Annotated in this window: 16 protein-coding genes; 11 read left to right on the top strand and 5 right to left on the bottom strand. The window is 41.1% G+C overall.

Annotation, left to right across the window (positions count from 1 at the left end; translation table 11 throughout):
- The first annotated feature begins 500 nt into the window (after window positions 1-500).
- The 7 genes from PSF16_RS04625 (at window position 501) to PSF16_RS04595 (ending at window position 9,297) form a co-directional block, all read left to right on the top strand.
- Complete coding sequence (locus PSF16_RS04625; RefSeq protein ID WP_006661679.1) at window positions 501-2,117, top strand: ABC transporter substrate-binding protein; 1,617 nt, start codon at window positions 501-503, stop codon at window positions 2,115-2,117.
- A 91-nt stretch (window positions 2,118-2,208) separates the two neighbouring features.
- Window positions 2,209-3,849, top strand: coding sequence for an oligopeptide ABC transporter substrate-binding protein OppA (oppA, locus tag PSF16_RS04620; RefSeq protein WP_272688847.1), 1,641 nt, complete (start codon window positions 2,209-2,211; stop codon window positions 3,847-3,849).
- 66 nt (window positions 3,850-3,915) lie between these two features.
- Window positions 3,916-4,836: an oligopeptide ABC transporter permease OppB gene (gene oppB / locus PSF16_RS04615; protein WP_006658738.1), complete on the top strand. Its 921-nt coding sequence runs from the start codon at window positions 3,916-3,918 to the stop codon at window positions 4,834-4,836.
- Window positions 4,837-4,850: 14 nt separating this feature from the next.
- Window positions 4,851-5,759 (top strand): oligopeptide ABC transporter permease OppC, encoded by a 909-nt coding sequence (gene oppC / locus PSF16_RS04610; protein WP_006658736.1) that lies wholly within the window; start codon window positions 4,851-4,853, stop codon window positions 5,757-5,759.
- A gap of 10 nt (window positions 5,760-5,769) precedes the next feature.
- A complete protein-coding gene (locus PSF16_RS04605) occupies window positions 5,770-6,759 on the top strand; it encodes an ABC transporter ATP-binding protein (RefSeq protein ID WP_272688846.1) in 990 nt (329 codons plus the stop codon).
- Complete coding sequence (oppF, locus tag PSF16_RS04600; protein ID WP_272688845.1) at window positions 6,756-7,757, top strand: murein tripeptide/oligopeptide ABC transporter ATP binding protein OppF; 1,002 nt, start codon at window positions 6,756-6,758, stop codon at window positions 7,755-7,757. The genes PSF16_RS04605 and oppF overlap by 4 nt, the downstream gene beginning before the upstream one ends.
- A 163-nt stretch (window positions 7,758-7,920) precedes the next feature.
- Window positions 7,921-9,297 (top strand): SMI1/KNR4 family protein, encoded by a 1,377-nt coding sequence (locus PSF16_RS04595; RefSeq protein ID WP_272688844.1) that lies wholly within the window; start codon window positions 7,921-7,923, stop codon window positions 9,295-9,297.
- A 30-nt stretch (window positions 9,298-9,327) separates the two neighbouring features.
- Here PSF16_RS04595 and PSF16_RS04590 read toward each other — a convergent pair whose 3' ends face one another.
- Both PSF16_RS04590 and cls read right to left on the bottom strand, forming a co-directional pair.
- Window positions 9,328-9,660, bottom strand: a complete 333-nt coding sequence (locus PSF16_RS04590) for an HI1450 family dsDNA-mimic protein (RefSeq protein WP_006658731.1) — start codon at window positions 9,658-9,660, stop codon at window positions 9,328-9,330.
- Window positions 9,661-9,698: 38 nt separating this feature from the next.
- Window positions 9,699-11,159 (bottom strand): cardiolipin synthase, encoded by a 1,461-nt coding sequence (gene cls / locus PSF16_RS04585; protein WP_006658730.1) that lies wholly within the window; start codon window positions 11,157-11,159, stop codon window positions 9,699-9,701.
- A 281-nt stretch (window positions 11,160-11,440) separates the two neighbouring features.
- On the opposite strand from cls, the gene PSF16_RS04580 reads away from it, so the two are divergent.
- Together PSF16_RS04580 and PSF16_RS04575 are read left to right on the top strand one after the other, a co-directional pair.
- Complete coding sequence (locus tag PSF16_RS04580) at window positions 11,441-11,614, top strand: YciY family protein (protein WP_006658729.1); 174 nt, start codon at window positions 11,441-11,443, stop codon at window positions 11,612-11,614.
- A gap of 125 nt (window positions 11,615-11,739) precedes the next feature.
- Window positions 11,740-12,477: a TonB family protein gene (locus PSF16_RS04575; RefSeq protein ID WP_154601013.1), complete on the top strand. Its 738-nt coding sequence runs from the start codon at window positions 11,740-11,742 to the stop codon at window positions 12,475-12,477.
- A gap of 78 nt (window positions 12,478-12,555) precedes the next feature.
- Here PSF16_RS04575 and yciA read toward each other — a convergent pair whose 3' ends face one another.
- Window positions 12,556-12,981 (bottom strand): acyl-CoA thioester hydrolase YciA, encoded by a 426-nt coding sequence (yciA, locus tag PSF16_RS04570; protein WP_006658727.1) that lies wholly within the window; start codon window positions 12,979-12,981, stop codon window positions 12,556-12,558.
- A 189-nt stretch (window positions 12,982-13,170) separates the two neighbouring features.
- Entirely contained in the window at window positions 13,171-13,731 is a 561-nt protein-coding gene (locus PSF16_RS04565) for a septation protein A (protein WP_006661683.1), read from the bottom strand.
- A 239-nt stretch (window positions 13,732-13,970) separates the two neighbouring features.
- Between PSF16_RS04565 and PSF16_RS04560 the strand changes: the two genes are divergently transcribed.
- Window positions 13,971-15,707: a SulP family inorganic anion transporter gene (locus PSF16_RS04560; protein WP_036975673.1), complete on the top strand. Its 1,737-nt coding sequence runs from the start codon at window positions 13,971-13,973 to the stop codon at window positions 15,705-15,707.
- Window positions 15,708-15,761: 54 nt separating this feature from the next.
- Here PSF16_RS04560 and PSF16_RS04555 read toward each other — a convergent pair whose 3' ends face one another.
- Window positions 15,762-16,517 (bottom strand): YciC family protein, encoded by a 756-nt coding sequence (locus tag PSF16_RS04555; protein WP_006658724.1) that lies wholly within the window; start codon window positions 16,515-16,517, stop codon window positions 15,762-15,764.
- A gap of 408 nt (window positions 16,518-16,925) precedes the next feature.
- On the opposite strand from PSF16_RS04555, the gene ompW reads away from it, so the two are divergent.
- Complete coding sequence (gene ompW / locus PSF16_RS04550) at window positions 16,926-17,561, top strand: outer membrane protein OmpW (RefSeq protein ID WP_039861823.1); 636 nt, start codon at window positions 16,926-16,928, stop codon at window positions 17,559-17,561.
- Window positions 17,562-17,835 lie beyond the last annotated feature (274 nt).

Here is a 17,835-nt window from a genome sequence, read left to right as displayed (position 1 = left end):
GCATTTAATTTTTTTGAGTTACTCAAGATGTTCGAAATAGTTCCTCTGCACGATAAATATAAAATGTGATTATGTGTCGCACTTTTTGCAAATATAGGAATAAAAAGTAAGGAAATGTGAGCTGCGTAAATTTATTCACTATTCTCATTAGAGATTGTTAATGATATGTTTGGATTATTGTCATTGCAGGTCTTAAGTATTATTTAAGGTGTTTTTTTATCTAATTGTTTTTATTGTTTTATTTTTATTGCTACGTACATTTCAGTTATTCTGATGATGATTTAATGCTCGAAATGTTAAGTGTATGTGATTTTTTGCGGCTTTTTTTTATATGCCTTTTGTATAAATTAAAGTCAGTAAGGGCGTTTTTGGGAGGTTAAAGTAAAAAAGTTATTAGCAAACAATGGCTAAAAGCCTTTATGAGTCAATAACGAAAGGCTAAAAAAACACCATTCGACTTAATGTTGAAAATTTAATTATGAAATGGAGAAGGCGCAACGATGAAATTAACATCCAGACACTGTTTACTTTCTTGTCTCATTATCTCATCTACTGTTTTTGCTCAAGCGTTACCTACCTCAAATAAATCACCACAAACGATTACCATAAACAATGGTTCTGAAGTTGCTTCTCTTGATCCTCATAAAGTTGAAGGGGTGCCGGAAGGTAATATTATTCTTAATTTGTTAGAAGGGCTGGTTTACGAGGATATTGAAGGTAAAGCGGTTCCTGGTATGGCGAGCAGTTGGCAGAATGAAAATTACACCGTATGGACATTCACTATACGCGATGATGCCAAATGGAGTGATGGAACACCTGTTGTCGCAGAGGATTTTGTATATAGCTGGCAGCGACTAGCGGACCCGAAAACGGGGTCACCTTATTCCAGTTATTTACAAAATGCTTATATCGAAAACTCAGAAGCGATTTTAAAAGGGCTGAAACCGAAAGAATCATTGGGTGTTAAAGCTATTGATGATAAACATTTGCAGGTAACACTCAGCCATCCAGTCCCTTACTTTATCGATATGCTTTCACATACCTCAATGAAACCGGTTAACCGTAAAGCAATTGAAAAATATGGTGATAAATGGACACAACCCGGTTTCTTTATTGGAAATGGGGCATACATTTTGGATGAATGGACAGTCAATGAGCGAATTATTCTTAAGCGTAATCCACTGTATTGGAATAATGCAAAAACGCAGATTGACCAAGCTACTTTTTTAGCTATCACGTCTGAAGTCAGTGATAACAACCGCTATCGCAGCGGTGAAATCGACATTAGTAACTCTGCCATTCCGCCTACGTTGTTTAAAAAAATGAAGGCAGAGAAACCTAACGAGCTGTATGTTCGTCCATATCTGTGTACGTTTTACTATGAAATTAATAACCAGAAAGCTCCCTTTACCGACCCACGAGTGCGTGAAGCGATTAAATTAGGTTTAGACAGAGAAACGATCACAAATAAAATCATCGACCAAGGACAGGTCGTCGCTTATGGGTTTACACCGACATTTATTCATAATGGTCATTTCGCCATACCTGAATGGGCGAAACTTTCGGCGGAACAGCGTTACCAACGAGCCAAAGACCTGCTCGCTGAGGCTGGATACACGGCGAAAAATCCCCTTAAATTTACTCTACTGTACAACACATCAGATCAAAATAAGCAGCAAGCTATTGTTGCCGCATCGATGTGGCAAAAAAATATTGGTGCTCAAGTCACATTGCAAAACCAAGAATGGAAAACCAGCTTACAAAACCGCCATGAAGGAAACTATGAAGTTGCTAGAGCAACATGGTGTGCTGATTACAACGAGCCTTCTGCATTTTTGAATTCATTACTGTCGGATAACAGTAACAATACGGCTGCATACAAAAACAAAGCTTATGATCAATTGCTATTAGAGGCTTTGACTGCACCAGATGACCAATCTCGTCAAAAAATTTATCAACAAGCAGAGTCTTTGCTAGACAAAGACTCTGCGCTGGTTCCCGTTTATTACCGCGTGAGTGCAAGAATGATCAAGCCCACAATTGGAGGATTTAAAGGAGGAGACCCTCTTGATCATATGGATGTTAAGCGGTTATATATAAATTCTACTAATCAATAATTCTGTAATAAACAAAATAACTGTTTACTGACTCAGTAATCGGATGCATCAACAACACAACCAAAACAAGAGTATGGGAGTAACCAAAATAATGAGCAAATTACTGAATAAGACCTTTGTTGCTTTAAGCGTTGCTGCTGGGTTAATGGCAGGGACGATGGCGACAAGTTATGCCGCAGTTGTTCCTGCTGGCGTGGAGCTAGCCGATAAACAAGTTATCGTACGTAATAATGGCTCCGAGCCACAATCCCTTGACCCGCACAAAATTGAAGGGGTGCCTGAATCCCATTTAGCAAGGGACCTATTGGAAGGGATTACGATTGTTGGGCCTGAAGGGGAAACATTACCTGGCTCCGCGATTAGCTGGGAAAATAAAGATTTCAAAGAGTGGACCTTTAAAATTCGCGATGGCGCTAAATGGTCAAATGGTGACCCTGTCACGGCTGAGGATTTTGTTTATAGCTGGCGCCGACTCGCAGATCCAGACACCGCGTCTCCTTACGCTAGCTATCTGCAATATGCCCACGTACAGAATGTGGATGATGTTATTGCCGGCAAGAAAAAACCAGAAGAATTAGGCGTTAAAGCGTTAGATGATAAAACGTTGGTGCTAACATTAAGCGAAGCCGTACCGTATATTCCTAAATTACTTTCTCACTCATCAATGTCGCCAGTGAATAAAAAAGTCGTTGAAAAATTTGGGGCTAAATGGACTCAACCGGGTAATTTTGTGGGTAACGGAGCCTATAAATTGAAAGATTGGACCGTTAACGAACGTATTGTTTTAGAGCGTAGTCCAACCTATTGGGATAATGCACATACAGTCATCGACCAAGTCACCTTCTTACCAATTTCATCGGAAGTTACGGACGTAAACCGTTATCGTAGCGGCGAAATTGATATGACGTATACCAATTTACCTATCGAACAATTTAAAAACATTCAACAAACAATGCAGAAGGATTTGCGTGTAAGTCCATATTTATGTACTTACTATTACGAAATTAATAATGAGAAACCGCCATTTAATGATCCTCGCGTTAGAGAAGCATTAAAACTGTCAATGGACAGAGATACTATCGCTAATAAAATCAAGGGAATGGGAGATATTCCTGCCTATGGTTTTACACCACCATTTACCAATGGTATGAAAGCTGAAAAACCAGATTGGTACACTAACATGACGCAAGAACAGCGTAATGAAAAGGCGAAACAGTTGCTTGAAGAAGCGGGTTATAATAAGTCAAACCCATTGAAATTTAACTTGTTATATAACACATCAGATTTACATAAACGCATTGCTATTGCCGCATCATCCATGTGGAAGAAAAATATTGGTGCAGAGGTTAAACTCGAAAACCAAGAGTGGAAAACTTTCTTAGATAGCCGTCACCAAGGTGCTTATGATGTCGCACGCGCAGGTTGGTGTGCAGACTATAACGAACCGTCATCCTTCTTAAATATGCTGCTTTCTTACAGCAGTAATAACACCGTACATTATAAAAACAAAGATTTTGATGCCGCGATGAAAAAGACGCTTCAAGTAAAAACAGATGACGAGCGTGCTGATTTATACAAACAAGCAGAACAGATTGTTGACAAAGATTCTGCGATAGTCCCTCTCTACTATTATGTTAACACCCGATTAGTGAAACCGTATGTGGGTGGATATACGGGTAAAGATCCATTAGATAACTTACATACTAAAGATCTGTATATCATCAAACACTAATTACAACAGGCTGGCTCCGCGTGAGCCAGCCATTAGCCTAAATGGCAACAGAAGTAGGAAAGGGCAATGTTTAAATTTATTTTACGTCGTTTGCTTGAAGCAATTCCGACTTTATTTATTCTCATTACCATCTCATTTTTCATGATGCGACTCGCGCCAGGAAGTCCGTTTACGGGTGAGCGAAAATTACCTCCTGAAGTTATGGCGAATATTGAGGCGAAATATCACCTGAATGATCCCATGTATAAGCAATACTTCAATTATTTAATCCAACTTTCACAAGGGGATTTCGGTCCTTCCTTTAAGTACAAAGACTACAGTGTGAATGAGCTAGTCGCGAAAGCCTTTCCTGTATCTGCAAAACTCGGCGCAACGGCGTTTGTGGTTGCGGTGCTATTTGGTATTACAGCGGGGGTCATTGCGGCTTTAAATCAAAATACTAAATGGGACTTTACAGTCATGGGATTCGCCATGACGGGGGTTGTCATCCCAAGCTTCGTTGTGGCACCTCTTTTGGTGCTGATTTTTGCCATTCATTTGAAATGGCTCCCCGGTGGGGGTTGGGATGGCGGTAATGTGACACATATGATATTGCCAATGGTGGCGCTCTCTTTGGCATATATTGCCAGTATTTCACGTATTACTCGTGGTTCGATGATTGAAATCATGCATTCAAACTTTATTCGTACTGCGCGCGCAAAAGGGTTACCACTGCGTACCATTATTTTCCGCCATGCCTTAAAACCGGCGTTGTTGCCTGTGCTTTCTTATATGGGACCGGCTTTTGTCGGGATAATCACAGGTTCAATGGTCATTGAAACCATTTTCGGTTTACCTGGTATTGGCCAGCTATTTGTGAATGGGGCTTTAAATCGTGATTACTCGTTGGTGCTCAGCTTGACTATTTTAGTTGGGGTTTTAACCATTGCCTTTAATGCCATTGTCGATGTGTTATACGCTGTCATCGACCCGAAAATTCGTTACTAAGCCGGAGAAACACTATGTTATTAAACAACAAAAATAGTGAAGCTCTGGAAAATTTTTCTGAGCAACTGGATATTGAAGGGCGCAGCCTCTGGCAAGATGCAAGACGGCGTTTTATGCATAACCGTGCGGCGATTGTCAGCTTATGTGTCCTATTTTGTATCACCTTGTTTGTGATTTTTGCCCCTATGTTATCGCCATTTCTGTATGACGATACGGATTGGGAGATGATGTCCACAGCACCCGATTGGGCTACAGGGCATTATTTCGGAACGGATGCTTCAGGTCGTGATTTACTTGTACGTGTGGCAATTGGTGGACGAATTTCATTGATGGTCGGCGTTGCAGCGGCATTGGTGGCGGTTGTCGTGGGAACATTGTATGGGTCGTTAGCGGGTTATGTGGGTGGTAAAGTCGACTCCATCATGATGCGCTTATTGGAAATTTTAAACTCCTTCCCATTTATGTTCTTCGTTATTTTGTTGGTCACCTTATTTGGTACCAATATCCTGCTGATTTTCGTCGCAATTGGTATGGTGTCATGGCTGGATATGGCGCGTATCGTTCGCGGACAAACATTGGGATTAAAGCGCAAAGAATTTATTGAGGCAGCGCTAGTGTGTGGAGTGAGTACGAGGCATATTATTCTTCGCCATATCGTCCCCAACGTATTGGGCGTGGTTGTGGTTTATGCTTCTTTGCTCGTACCAAGTATGATTTTGTTTGAGTCCTTCTTAAGTTTCCTTGGTTTAGGAACTCAAGAGCCACTCAGTAGTTGGGGAGCCTTGCTCAGTGATGGGGCAAACTCAATGGAAGTAACACCGTGGTTGCTGTTGATCCCTGCTGGATTCTTAGTTATCACGCTGTTTTGTTTTAACTTTATCGGCGATGGCTTACGTGATGCCCTCGACCCGAAAGATCGCTAAGGGGCTTATTATGGAAAACTCAACACGCAGAAGCCCTTTATTATCGGTGCATGATTTGAACGTCACATTCGCAACCCAAGATGGGAATGTGACAGCGGTTAACAAACTCAACTTTGAATTGAGTGCGGGAGAAACGCTGGGTATTGTGGGTGAATCTGGTTCAGGTAAATCGCAGACAGCGTTCGCACTCATGGGGTTACTGGCAAAAAATGGTCGAGTGGGTGGCTCAGCCATGTTTAATGGTCGTGAGATTTTAAATCTCAAGGAAAAAGAGCTTAATCGCCTGCGTGCGGAAGAGATTTCAATGATCTTCCAAGACCCAATGACATCGCTTAATCCTTATTTGAAGATTGGTACTCAGCTTTCTGAAGTCTTAATGTTACATAAGGGACTGAGTAAAAAAGGGGCATTTGAAGAGTCAGTTCGTATGCTCGATGCCGTAAAAATGCCTGAAGCGCGTAAACGTATGAATATGTATCCACATGAATTTTCAGGTGGTATGCGCCAGCGCGTGATGATTGCGATGGCACTTTTGTGCCAGCCAAAACTGCTCATTGCTGATGAGCCAACCACTGCATTGGATGTAACTGTACAAGCGCAAATCATGACATTACTGAATGAGCTAAAACAGGAATTTGATACGGCGATCATTTTAATCACTCACGATTTGGGTGTTGTCGCGGGTGTGTGTGATAAGGTTTTGGTGATGTACGCAGGGCGTACCATGGAATATGGCAGCGCTCGGGATATTTTCTACCAACCCTCCCATCCATATTCACTCGGTTTATTAGCCGCCGTGCCTCGCTTAGACGGTGATGATGATAACTTGGCAACCATTCCGGGCAATCCACCAAATCTTTTACGCTTACCGAAAGGCTGTCCATTCTCACCGCGTTGCCAATATGCGAATCAACACTGTGTAGAGGAAGAGCCTCGATTATCCAGTTTTGCCCAATCTCGTTTGCGTGCCTGCTTTAAGCCTGTGGAGGAATTAGTATGACCAACCAAGAAAATAGGCAGGTGCTGTTGGAAGTGAACGATCTCAAAGTGCATTTTTCCATCAGGGATAAACAACAGTGGTTTTGGCAACCCGATAAAAGCTTAAAGGCCGTCGATGGCGTGACATTACGTTTGTATGAAGGGGAAACCCTTGGTGTTGTTGGCGAATCTGGTTGTGGTAAATCGACTTTCGCTCGTGCTCTGATCGGCTTAGTAAAATCCACTAGCGGCACCGTAACATGGCTTGGGCAAAATTTGCTGACCATTAACGATAAGCAATGGCGCAATGTACGCAGCGATATTCAGATGATATTTCAAGATCCGTTGGCATCCCTTAACCCACGGATGACTATCGGAGATATTATTGCGGAGCCATTAAAAACGTATCATCCTAAGATGTCACAGGCTGAAATCACTGAAAAAGTGAAGAAAATGATGATGCGGGTAGGGTTATTACCAAACCTGATTAACCGTTACCCTCATGAGTTTTCCGGTGGGCAATGTCAGCGAATCGGTATTGCGCGCGCACTGATATTAGAACCTAAACTGGTTATTTGTGATGAGCCCGTATCTGCATTGGATGTGTCAATTCAAGCGCAGGTGGTTAACTTACTGCAAGAACTTCAGCGAGAAATGAAACTCTCATTGATCTTTATCGCTCACGATTTGGCGGTAGTTAAGCATATTTCAGACCGAGTTTTGGTGATGTATTTAGGGCATGCTGTGGAATTGGGGACGTATGACGAGGTGTATAACAACCCACTGCATCCTTATACGCGTGCATTGATGTCAGCGGTACCCGTTCCTGATCCTGATAAGGAAAAAAACAAGCAAATTGAGCTACTTGATGGAGAGTTACCTTCACCGATTAATCCACCGTCGGGCTGTGTATTTAGAACTCGTTGCCCAAGTGCTGATGCAGAATGTGCGAAAACACGTCCATTATTAGAAGGGAGCTTTAAGCATGCGGTATCATGCTTGAAAATTGATCCTCTATAATTGGTGATATCCACGTTTTCAAGGCTCCCTTTAGATGAATAAAGCGGAGCCTTTTTTATGGAGGACAATTTTCAGAGTTTTCAATCATCGTTGTCTCTTAAAATAATGTGTTATATATGATATTAAAATCAATACGATGCAATCTATAGGATATTGACGCTTAATGAACCACCTTTCGCCGCCGTTACAACAATTACAACAAACATGGCAGAACATTAATCAGCGCTATGCGGATGATCAAATTCAACGTATCAAACAAAAACTCCCTCTCGCCCAACAAGTTGATATAGATGAGGCATTGTTCGGTGCAGATAGCCACAATTATCAGCTCAATTCACCCTTAGATATTAAGCGGATAGAGCAGTGGCAGCATAGGATGGCGGTACAATTACCACATGAGTATGTGGCATTTATGACTCAGTTAGGTAATGGCGGTGCAGGACCGTATTATGGCATTGAACGCTTTGAGGACAGCGAGAGTCGCTATGACTCAGTTGCGTTGCCTTCGGTACTTAGCCCAACGATGAGCGATGAAGAGTGGCAAACATTGAGCCAAATGGCGGATGATTGCACTGACGAAGAGTATGATTCACGAGAAAGTTTACTTCATCAAGGGCTATTTTATCTGGGAACTTGCGGTTGTACTTATGACATTCTGTTGGTGGTCACTGGCGAACATGCTGGACGATTAATCTATACCCATGATTGGTGCGATTCTCCAACCGCGTATTTTTTCGTATATGAAAATCATTTTCTTGATTGGTATGAGCGCTGGTTAGATGAGGTTATTCAACAATACGATACTGGCTGGTTTGGGCACCGAATGGGGGGCAATGAGGTTTATTTATTTGACTTATTTACCCTTAGCGGTGATGAAAAAAATAAATTAGCGGCGTTAGAAGGGCTGAAAAAGTTACCCGCATTATCAGAAGAAGGTATTGAACAACTGACGGCAATCCTGAATATAGATGCATGCAGGATTTATCAGACTAAGGCATTGGAAGTGTTAGCGAAATACTCAGCCACGGTATCATCTGATTATTTAATGAAGGCGATTGAAAGTCACGAGCCAGCGCGTATTAATCTCGGTTTACAGTTGATTTTTTGGTACCAAAAAGGGAATTTAGCTAAATTTAAATCGACAATATTAGTGAGATTAGCAGAGACCCAACATGTTGATACCGTGCGATTTGTGGGATATATCCTTAAAGAGTTACAGGCTGTGAAGGTCGAGAACTTCGAACATTTATTCCAACATACAGAATGCAGTGTCGTGGTAAACGCATTATATGCAGCGTCTCATGATACAAATTTCAGTCAGAAGGTGTCTAAGTATTTTGAGTATATGGTGTCCGACAATAGCGAAGTTGCGTTAACGGCAATTCAATCTGTTGCTCGATCATCGCAATTTGCAGACGGTGTTGAAGCCTTTATCTGCGCAGCATGGGAAAAATACCCAGTAGATAAGAGCGATTATATTCGCAATAACTTACGTCACTATATGAAGAAGTATAATTTGCAGTTGGATTTGGCAGAATAAAACAGGGGGAATATTCCCCCTGTTTACCCGTTATTTTTTCCACTCAATATGTTGGAAAGGGTGTTTTGGATTTCGACTGATCAGAATTCGTGCAAAAATATCATCAATGTCATCTTCAGGATTTTTAGCCAGCCCAATCACGATTTCGCTCATTTGCGTTAAAGGGAGCCCTTGAGTCGCCAGAATATGCCAATCTTGGCTAAACGGAACAATTTCAGCAGCCCCGCAGTCTTCAAACTGTAATGCGAAAATAACTTGATCCGCAGGCTCTAAATTCTCCATTGCGCCTTCAAGGAAAAGGTCATAGGCAATTTCAATGATTTCATCTTCATCGATTAGGTTAATATTTGAATTTTGACTCATGACGTTTTCCTAACGGTCAATACTATATAAGCATCAAACTATAATAGTGGGCTAAAGAAGTAGCATAGGCGCTCAATGACACGATTCCAGAATGGGCGTTGTTCCCATTCTTCAATATCTAAACGTGTGGAGCGAGCCATGTAATCATACTGAACCAGCGTGAGATCGCTACCAAAACTTTTATCGTCAATGACCACAGTAATTTCAAAGTTCAGCCATAAACTGCGCATATCTAAGTTGACTGATCCCACTAAACTTAGCTCGCCATCGACACAGACACTTTTGGTATGCAGTAATCCATCTTCAAACTGGTAGATCTTCACGCCCGCTTCCAATAATTCTGTATAGAAAGAACGACTAGCCCAGCGAACTAAGAAAGAATCATTGTGACGTGGCATGATGATACTGACATCAACTCCGCGCATGGCAGCGGTACAAATCGCATGCAGTAAGTCATCACTTGGCACAAAATACGGCGTTGTCATGATCAACTGTTTACGTGCCGAGAACATGGCGGTCATCAATGATTGCTGTATTAACTCTTCAGGAAAACCGGGACCTGACGCAATCATTTGGGTAGTGTGACCATTATCTTGCTCAAATGGCATGATATTGGTATCGGGTGGCGGAGGTAAAATTCGTTGCCCTGTTTCCATTTCCCAGTCAAAGGCATACACAATCCCTAATGTGGTACTGACAGGACCTTCCATGCGCACTAAAATATCGACCCATTCACCAACGCCTGCATCTTGTTTAAAGTAACGAGGGTCGACCATATTCATACTGCCGGTGTAGGAAATATAGTTATCAATGACCACAATTTTGCGGTGTTGACGTAAGTCCATTCGACGCAGGAAAAAACGCATTAGGTTAACTTTCAGGGATTCGACAAATTGAATGCCAGCAGCCCGCATTTTATCCGGATAATCGCTGCGGAAAAAATGCCAGCTGCCTGCAGAGTCCACCATAATACGGCATTTAACACCACGCTTCGCGGCATTGAGTAATGCTTCAGTGACTTCATCCACTAACCCGCCAGGTTGCCAGATATAAAACACCATTTCGATCGTATGCTGAGCATTGTTAATATCGTTAGCTATTGCACGTAACGAATCTTCGCTGGTGGTCAGTAATTGAATGCGATTACCTTTAACGCCAGCAATGCCTTGGCGCTTTTCACACAGCTGAAATAATGGCTCTGCAACGGGGCTATTATCGGTGGCAAAGATATGCTTGGAGAGACGCAAGTTTTCTAACCAAGTGGCAACCGATGGCCACATTTGATGGGCTTTATCGATGCGACGTCGACCTAAATGAAGCTCACCAAATGCTGCGTAGGCGATGATACCAACCAACGGCAGGATATAAATGATCAGTAACCATGTCATCGCTGAAGTGACGGGGCGACGTGTCACAAGGATACGTATGGTCACCCCTGCAACAATTAACCAATAGAGGAAAAAAAGTAACCAACTCATTAAGGTGTAGACGGTTGCCATAATGGATAACAAGCCTCACTGACAAAGAGAAAAAGAGTCGAAAAAAGAAAATATGTCTTATTAAATATAGACTAAGAATAAACATACCAGAATTTGCTAAAAGTTCTGAATAAAAACTGAGTTAAATAAATAAAAGTGCAATTAATGGTAAGTTCTCTAGAACGGGATCATGATTAAACTGACCATTTTCGTATTTTTGCGGATAACTTCTTCTTGGTTCTCGCAAACAAAGGCATATAATATTTCGTCGTTATGACCATCCACCTGATAAGGATTAAAAAATGAGACGCAGTAGGCAAGAAGTGGGGCGCTGGAGAATGTTAAGACAGGTCGTTCGCCGCCGCCGCCGTTGGCTAGAAAGACACTCTCGCCGTAACATGAAAATTTATGCTATTCGTAAAATGGATATCTATCGACGTCGCCATTCTCTGTTATTTACTCAGTGGATTGAGTAAGGGTATTCATGTTTATACTCACATTTTTCACTTTGTTCGCTAAACCTTATTGAATATGATTGCTATTTGCATTTAAACTATTGCTCATATTCAATAAGTAAACTGGTGTAGGGTAAAAATTGCATATGCGTGGTATCAGACTGTTAGTCATCGTTGCTATCTCATTATTAATTCATGCGGGCCTAGCTATGGCATGGATTTTTAATCAACCGAAATTTCCTCAGCCTGAGGAGCCTATCTCGATAGCGATGCTTTCCTTTGCTGAACCTGCTTCAACTCCGCCTGCAGAAACACAGTCAGAACCTGAGCCTGTGGTAGAGCCTGAACCTATCATTGAACCTGAGCCTGTAGTGGAACCTGCAATTGTCTTACCGCAGAAAAAGCCGGTAGTGAAAAAGAAACCTGAACCAAAGAAAGAACCTAAAAAAGAACCGAAAAAAATTCAGGAACCTGTAAAGCCTGTTGAAAAACAGATCGCAATGAATAAAACCCCCGCTACCAACACGGATATCCTATCAAAAGACACCGTAAATACGCGTGGAGCCGAGACCACAGCCAAAAATAATGCGCCAGTATCTAGCCAGTCCTCTGGGAGTCGAGGTCCAAAAGCATTAAGCAAACAAGCGCCAGATTACCCGGATCGTGCTCGTCGCCTTGGAAAAAATGGCTATGTAAAAGTGCGTTATGATATTGATGATGATGGGCGAGTCCAAAATATTGAGTTTGTCGAAGCGTCGCCAAAAGGGTTGTTTGAGCGTGATGTAAAACGCGCGATGAACCGTTGGAAATATGAAAAATTACCTGCAAAAGGTTATACCACCGAGATCTACTTCAAAGTGGATGGAACGGTTAGCCAAGTATAGAAAAGCAAACACACTAAATATGTAAGAGTAAAAATAAAAAAGCGCTTCATATGAAGCGCTTTTTTGATGTTCGAATGATTAAGCCTGAGGTTGTGAACTTTCTAATTCAAAGTGTTGTTTGTCTTCAGGTAATGCGCGTGGGGTATTGTCATCATTCACGGCTACATAAGTAAATACAGCATCAGTCGCTTGATAACGCTGACCAACTGGATGGGTTGCTACTTTTTTTACCCACACTTCGATATTGATTGTCACCGAACTTTTTCCGGTTTTTAAACAGCGAGCATAACAGCAAACGACATCACCAACAGCAACGGGTTTTTGAAATTTAATACCATTGACTGCCACTGTGACTACGCGACCAAGAGCAATTTCTTTTGCTAAAATCGCGCCGCCAATATCCATTTGAGACATTAGCCAGCCACCAAAAATATCGCCATTCGCATTGGTATCTGATGGCATTGCCAAAGTACGTAAAACGAGCTCACCGTTAGGTAATTGCATATCAAACTCTTTAGTAAAGGGAATTAAACACTATGATTTTGTTGCTCATTTATAGCAAACAAATATAAGTATAGTAAACCGCTAGAGTACATCCAGTCACAGATAATTGTAACAAATCGCTGTGATAGGCATAAAAAAGCTGCGAAAGTGCGCAGCTTATTTATTTTTATATTATTTTAGAGAAATAAATTACTCTTTTGGCTTCTCTATTTGGGGCTCTTTAGTCATGTGTTTGAAAATATACACGACACTCAGAACCGTAAAAATTAAGGTACTGGCGGTGAGTCCAAACACTTTAAAATTCACCCAAACGTCTTGCGCCATCCAAAATGCGACATAGATATTGATACCGGCACAAGCGATGAAGAAGATTGCCCAAGCGGTGTTCAGTTTCAGCCAATAACTATCAGCTAATTTAATTTCCTGATTACTTCCCAGCATTCTTTGGATAATGGGCTTTTTGGTAAACCATTGGCTAATTAATAATGCTAAAGCGAATAAACCATAAATAATAGTGACTTTCCATTTAATGAAGGCATCACTATGGAAAATTAAGGTTAAAGCCGCAAACGCCATAACAATGACACAAGTAATTTTAGCGACTTTTTCGACTTTCTTATAAATAAGATAAGTTGCCAGTAGAGCGAGGGGTGTTGTCACCATTAAGGCGCCACTAGCGTAAAAAATATCGTATCTTTTATAGACAATAAAAAAGATAACCAAAGGAATAAAATCAATAAGTTGTTTCATAACAGTGGATTCGGATCCTTAACGTGAACATAGTCAACTTAAACACAATGACGTAGTTTAACTGATTTTGCGAAGATTGTTAAAAGTTTGCTCTCTTTTACCAAGAATTAGGGCTGTCATCCAACCAGATTTGCACTATTTTACGCTTATTTGACTTAGTTCTAGATAAACTTTAATAGTTCGGATATAAATAGTCTACACAATAAATTAACTGATTAATTTTTAGAGAATTTTTCTCCATGATAAAGGCGCGATTATTTAATTTGATGCCCGGTTTGCAAGCCTTTAGCCAGTACCAATTGGCTAATTTAGGACCGGATGTGAAAGCGGGGCTATCGGTCGCTGCGGTGGCGCTGCCTGTTGCAATAGCCTATGCGGAGCTTATGGGGATCAACGCTATTGTTGGTTTATACGCCTGTATTTTACCTATGCTGATGTATGCGTTATTTGGGACATCGAAACAGTTAATTATCGGTCCTGATGCGGCGACGTGCGCCGTGATCGCGGCAGCCGTTGCGCCATTGGCTATGGGAGATGAAAATACTCGCTGGCAGCTAATTATTGTGATGAGTTTAATGACGGGAATTTGGTGCCTGATTGCGGCGCGGTTTCGTCTGGGAATGTTTGCTGACTTCTTGTCAGGTCCCATTCTTCAAGGATTATTAAATGGGGTAGCTCTGACCATTATTGTAAGCCAATTAGGCAAAATATTTGGTATCGATTCACTGCCGTCAGGGTTTATCGAACGTTTAGTCGCACTACCTCTCGCACTGTCTGAAACGCATATTCCAACACTGATTGTGGCAGTGTTAACGTTGTCTATCACGATACTGATTAAGCGAGTACGCAGTAAGTGGCCCTCCTTATTAATTGCAATGGTATTAGCAACAGGTGCCAGTATTGTCTTCAATTTAGAACAATATGGCATTAGCACTGTCGGTAATCTGGGGGAGGGCTTACCCTCTATTGCAGCACCCGATTTTAATCCTGGGTTATTGCGGGATTTAGTCACACCATCCTTAAACTTGGCGGTCATTAGCTTTGTGAGTTTTATGATGACGGCTCGCAGTTTTGCCAGTAAAAATGGGTATACCGTTGATGCTGACCAAGAACTGCGAGCATTGGGTATGGCGAATATTGCGTCGGCGTTATCTCAAGGATTTGCGGTCAGCGCAGCCAGTAGTCGAACCGCAGTAAACGACATGATGGGAGGCAAAACCCAAATGGTGTCTGTGGTTGCGGCATTAACCATCTTGGTTGTATTACTGTTTTCTATGGACGTATTAGGATATATCCCGATGCCCGCATTAGGGATGGTGCTGGTGGTATCCACGTTTTCACTGATTAGTTTTCGCAGCATTTATGCTATGCGTAAACGGAACCGACAAGCCTTTTTCTTATGCGTTTTCACACTTTGCGCGGTGCTTGTGGTCGGCTTGATCAGCGGCGTGGGTTTTGCCGTATTATTAGGTTTGCTGCAATTTTTGCGGGTGATATTCCGCCCAACCGATCAATTATTAGGGGTCGATGAACAGGGTATGTTGCATTCTATGAACCCTGATAATGATATTCAGGCGGTTGAAGGGGTTCTGATTTATCGTTTTAACTCACCGTTGACCTATTTCAATGTGAACTATTTTAAAGATCGCTTAAACAAGCATATCGATAGCCAGCGTAAACGTCCGGCGTGGGTCATTGTGGACGCCGCCGTTAGCTTCACCCATAACGACGTGAGCGTCTTCTCTGCATTGAATGAACTCGTCACGGCATTAAAAGCCAAAGGCGTTACGCTCGTATTGGCAGGGCGGCGGACATCGCTAAATCGCTGGTTATCTCAAAATAAAATTAATCGTTCAGATGATGATTTATTGGTGGTACCGGATATCTATTTTGCTATTCGCTTGATTCAAAGTAAGCAGCATATTCAGCAAAAAAGTGTGGATGAGCGAAACGAAGAGAAAAATCAGTCAATATAACGGAAAAAAGGGCGTATCAGATACGCCCTTTTTCATCAATTAGCCTATGTGAGCTTAGGCATTCTTGGTGCTCAGCATGTATAAACGGAAAAAGTAAATTAAAGCAAAAGCCGCAATGATATTGTTAAATAAGAACGAAATACCATTGACCACGATATGATTCAGTTGCAGGCTGCTTAACAGCATACTGACCAGCATTTGGCTTGCCATCCAGATTAAAATCATTGGGGCAGCAATACGCCAATTCGCAAATGCCAGCTTCCAACTTTTCCCCATTGCATTAAATGGATTCACTTTTTCATTCATTAGAATCGCGGGCGCGAGAGAAAAACCGATCGCTAAAATCAGACCAGGAAGCACCATTAAAGTGATACCCAGTTGGATAAGCAAAGAGCAGATGATCAACAACAGGAACATGGCAGGAGCTTTAGGTAACGATGACACTAACGCTTGGGTTCCGTTGACGGCTTCACCGCGAGATAAATTGGCAATATAAGAAAGTACGCCACACATGAGCACTAAGCTGCCCAGTGCCACGGAGAGAATTAAGCCTAGTGAGACTCTTAGGATACTGCTTTTTTCAGCTTCTGGCAGGGTGAGTACCCAGTTTTGTAGTCCTGCGTTACCCGCCTCAAGGAGTTGGTTTTGCGCTTCCAGTAATACGCCGATCATCCGTTCATTAGGAATTAACATTGCGTAGACAATCACGCTGATTACCGTGGCGATTATCACAATGGTGAAAAGGCCATTCAACTGGTTTTTAAAAAAGTTGATGCTGTCACGAAAGAGTGAGTTGGCCGAAATGGACATGTAACTGCTCCTATCTACAAACGGAATAAAAATTTGACGGTGATTGTAACCGAGTATCGTGCGTATAGGTAGAGAAAGATAAGAAAAGTCTGGGAGTTAGCCTAATCAGTAGAGGCGCTCAATAAATACGCGTATTAAGAATAATAAAGAATAAAATCCAAAAGATGTATTTTAAATATATATTTAAAAGTGAGTTTAATTAGCAATAAATATAAAATCATTTTTTATTTTAATAGTTATTTAACGAAAATTGATTCAAATCAAAATAGAAAAAAATAGTAATGGAATAATAAACTCAGATTTATTGCGAAATATATAAATTAGCAAAAGATGTGATCTTGATTTGAATATCTAATTCGAGAATAGGCTATATTTTTGCTAAATAATAAACATAGGAATGGGATGACAATGAAAAAACTCACTGCGCTTGTCTTAGCTGCTGCAACTTTAGCTCCAGCTGTTTCATTTGCACATGAAGCTGGCGACTTTTTATTTCGTGCAGGAACTGCAACGGTAAGACCAAATGCGGGTTCTGAAAACGTATTAGGACTTGGTTCTTTTGACGTTAATAATAATACCCAATTAGGTTTAACTTTCGGTTACATGATCACCGATAATATTGGTGTGGAATTATTAGCTGCAACACCTTTTGAGCATAAAGTTGGAACAGGTCCGACAGGTACTATTGCAACAGTTAAACATTTACCACCAACACTGATGGCTCAATACTATTTCGGTAGTAAAGAAGATAAACTGCGTCCTTATTTAGGTGCGGGTCTGAACTATACCTTCTTCTTTGATGAGAAATTTAATAGCACAGGTAAAGATGCTAAGCTTTCAGACCTTGATTTATCAAGCTCTTGGGGCTTTGCAGCTCAAGCAGGTATGGACTATAACCTGACTGACAACTGGATGTTAAACGCCTCAGTGTGGTGGATGAATATCGAAACGGACGTTAAATTTAAAGCCGATGGTCAGCAACAAAAAATCGATACTCGTTTAGACCCATTCGTATTTATGTTTGGTGTGGGTTACCGTTTCTAATTTCTTAAGGACATAAGCAAGATTATTCTTGCTGACTAATGGATTAGAAAGCAGTAAAGAAATCCGGGAATATACTTCCCGGATTTTTCGTTTTTAGAAAATAAAATAATAATCTGGAATGTTAAATTAATTCTATTTTATTTAACATTAAATTTACATTGCTGGGGTTTTAATATATCAATACAGATATTTCATTCAAAATTTAAATATCAAAATACGTATTTAAACTTAAATTAAAGTTAATGATTTTATCTCTATATTTGAAATGTTTTCT

Source organism: Providencia sp. PROV033, from assembly GCF_028484855.1.
Classification (GTDB): Bacteria; Pseudomonadota; Gammaproteobacteria; order Enterobacterales; family Enterobacteriaceae; genus Providencia; species Providencia alcalifaciens.
This window is presented reverse-complemented; position numbering and strand designations above follow the sequence as displayed.

Coding starts and splice junctions, on each gene's coding strand:
- PSF16_RS04625 (WP_006661679.1), top strand. CDS start 501: ATGAAATTAACATCCAGACACTGTTTACTTTCTTGTCTCATTATCTCA.
- oppA (WP_272688847.1), top strand. CDS start 2,209: ATGAGCAAATTACTGAATAAGACCTTTGTTGCTTTAAGCGTTGCTGCT.
- oppB (WP_006658738.1), top strand. CDS start 3,916: ATGTTTAAATTTATTTTACGTCGTTTGCTTGAAGCAATTCCGACTTTA.
- oppC (WP_006658736.1), top strand. CDS start 4,851: ATGTTATTAAACAACAAAAATAGTGAAGCTCTGGAAAATTTTTCTGAG.
- PSF16_RS04605 (WP_272688846.1), top strand. CDS start 5,770: ATGGAAAACTCAACACGCAGAAGCCCTTTATTATCGGTGCATGATTTG.
- oppF (WP_272688845.1), top strand. CDS start 6,756: ATGACCAACCAAGAAAATAGGCAGGTGCTGTTGGAAGTGAACGATCTC.
- PSF16_RS04595 (WP_272688844.1), top strand. CDS start 7,921: ATGAACCACCTTTCGCCGCCGTTACAACAATTACAACAAACATGGCAG.
- PSF16_RS04590 (WP_006658731.1), bottom strand. CDS start 9,660: ATGAGTCAAAATTCAAATATTAACCTAATCGATGAAGATGAAATCATT.
- cls (WP_006658730.1), bottom strand. CDS start 11,159: ATGGCAACCGTCTACACCTTAATGAGTTGGTTACTTTTTTTCCTCTAT.
- PSF16_RS04580 (WP_006658729.1), top strand. CDS start 11,441: ATGAGACGCAGTAGGCAAGAAGTGGGGCGCTGGAGAATGTTAAGACAG.
- PSF16_RS04575 (WP_154601013.1), top strand. CDS start 11,740: ATGCGTGGTATCAGACTGTTAGTCATCGTTGCTATCTCATTATTAATT.
- yciA (WP_006658727.1), bottom strand. CDS start 12,981: ATGCAATTACCTAACGGTGAGCTCGTTTTACGTACTTTGGCAATGCCA.
- PSF16_RS04565 (WP_006661683.1), bottom strand. CDS start 13,731: ATGAAACAACTTATTGATTTTATTCCTTTGGTTATCTTTTTTATTGTC.
- PSF16_RS04560 (WP_036975673.1), top strand. CDS start 13,971: ATGATAAAGGCGCGATTATTTAATTTGATGCCCGGTTTGCAAGCCTTT.
- PSF16_RS04555 (WP_006658724.1), bottom strand. CDS start 16,517: ATGTCCATTTCGGCCAACTCACTCTTTCGTGACAGCATCAACTTTTTT.
- ompW (WP_039861823.1), top strand. CDS start 16,926: ATGAAAAAACTCACTGCGCTTGTCTTAGCTGCTGCAACTTTAGCTCCA.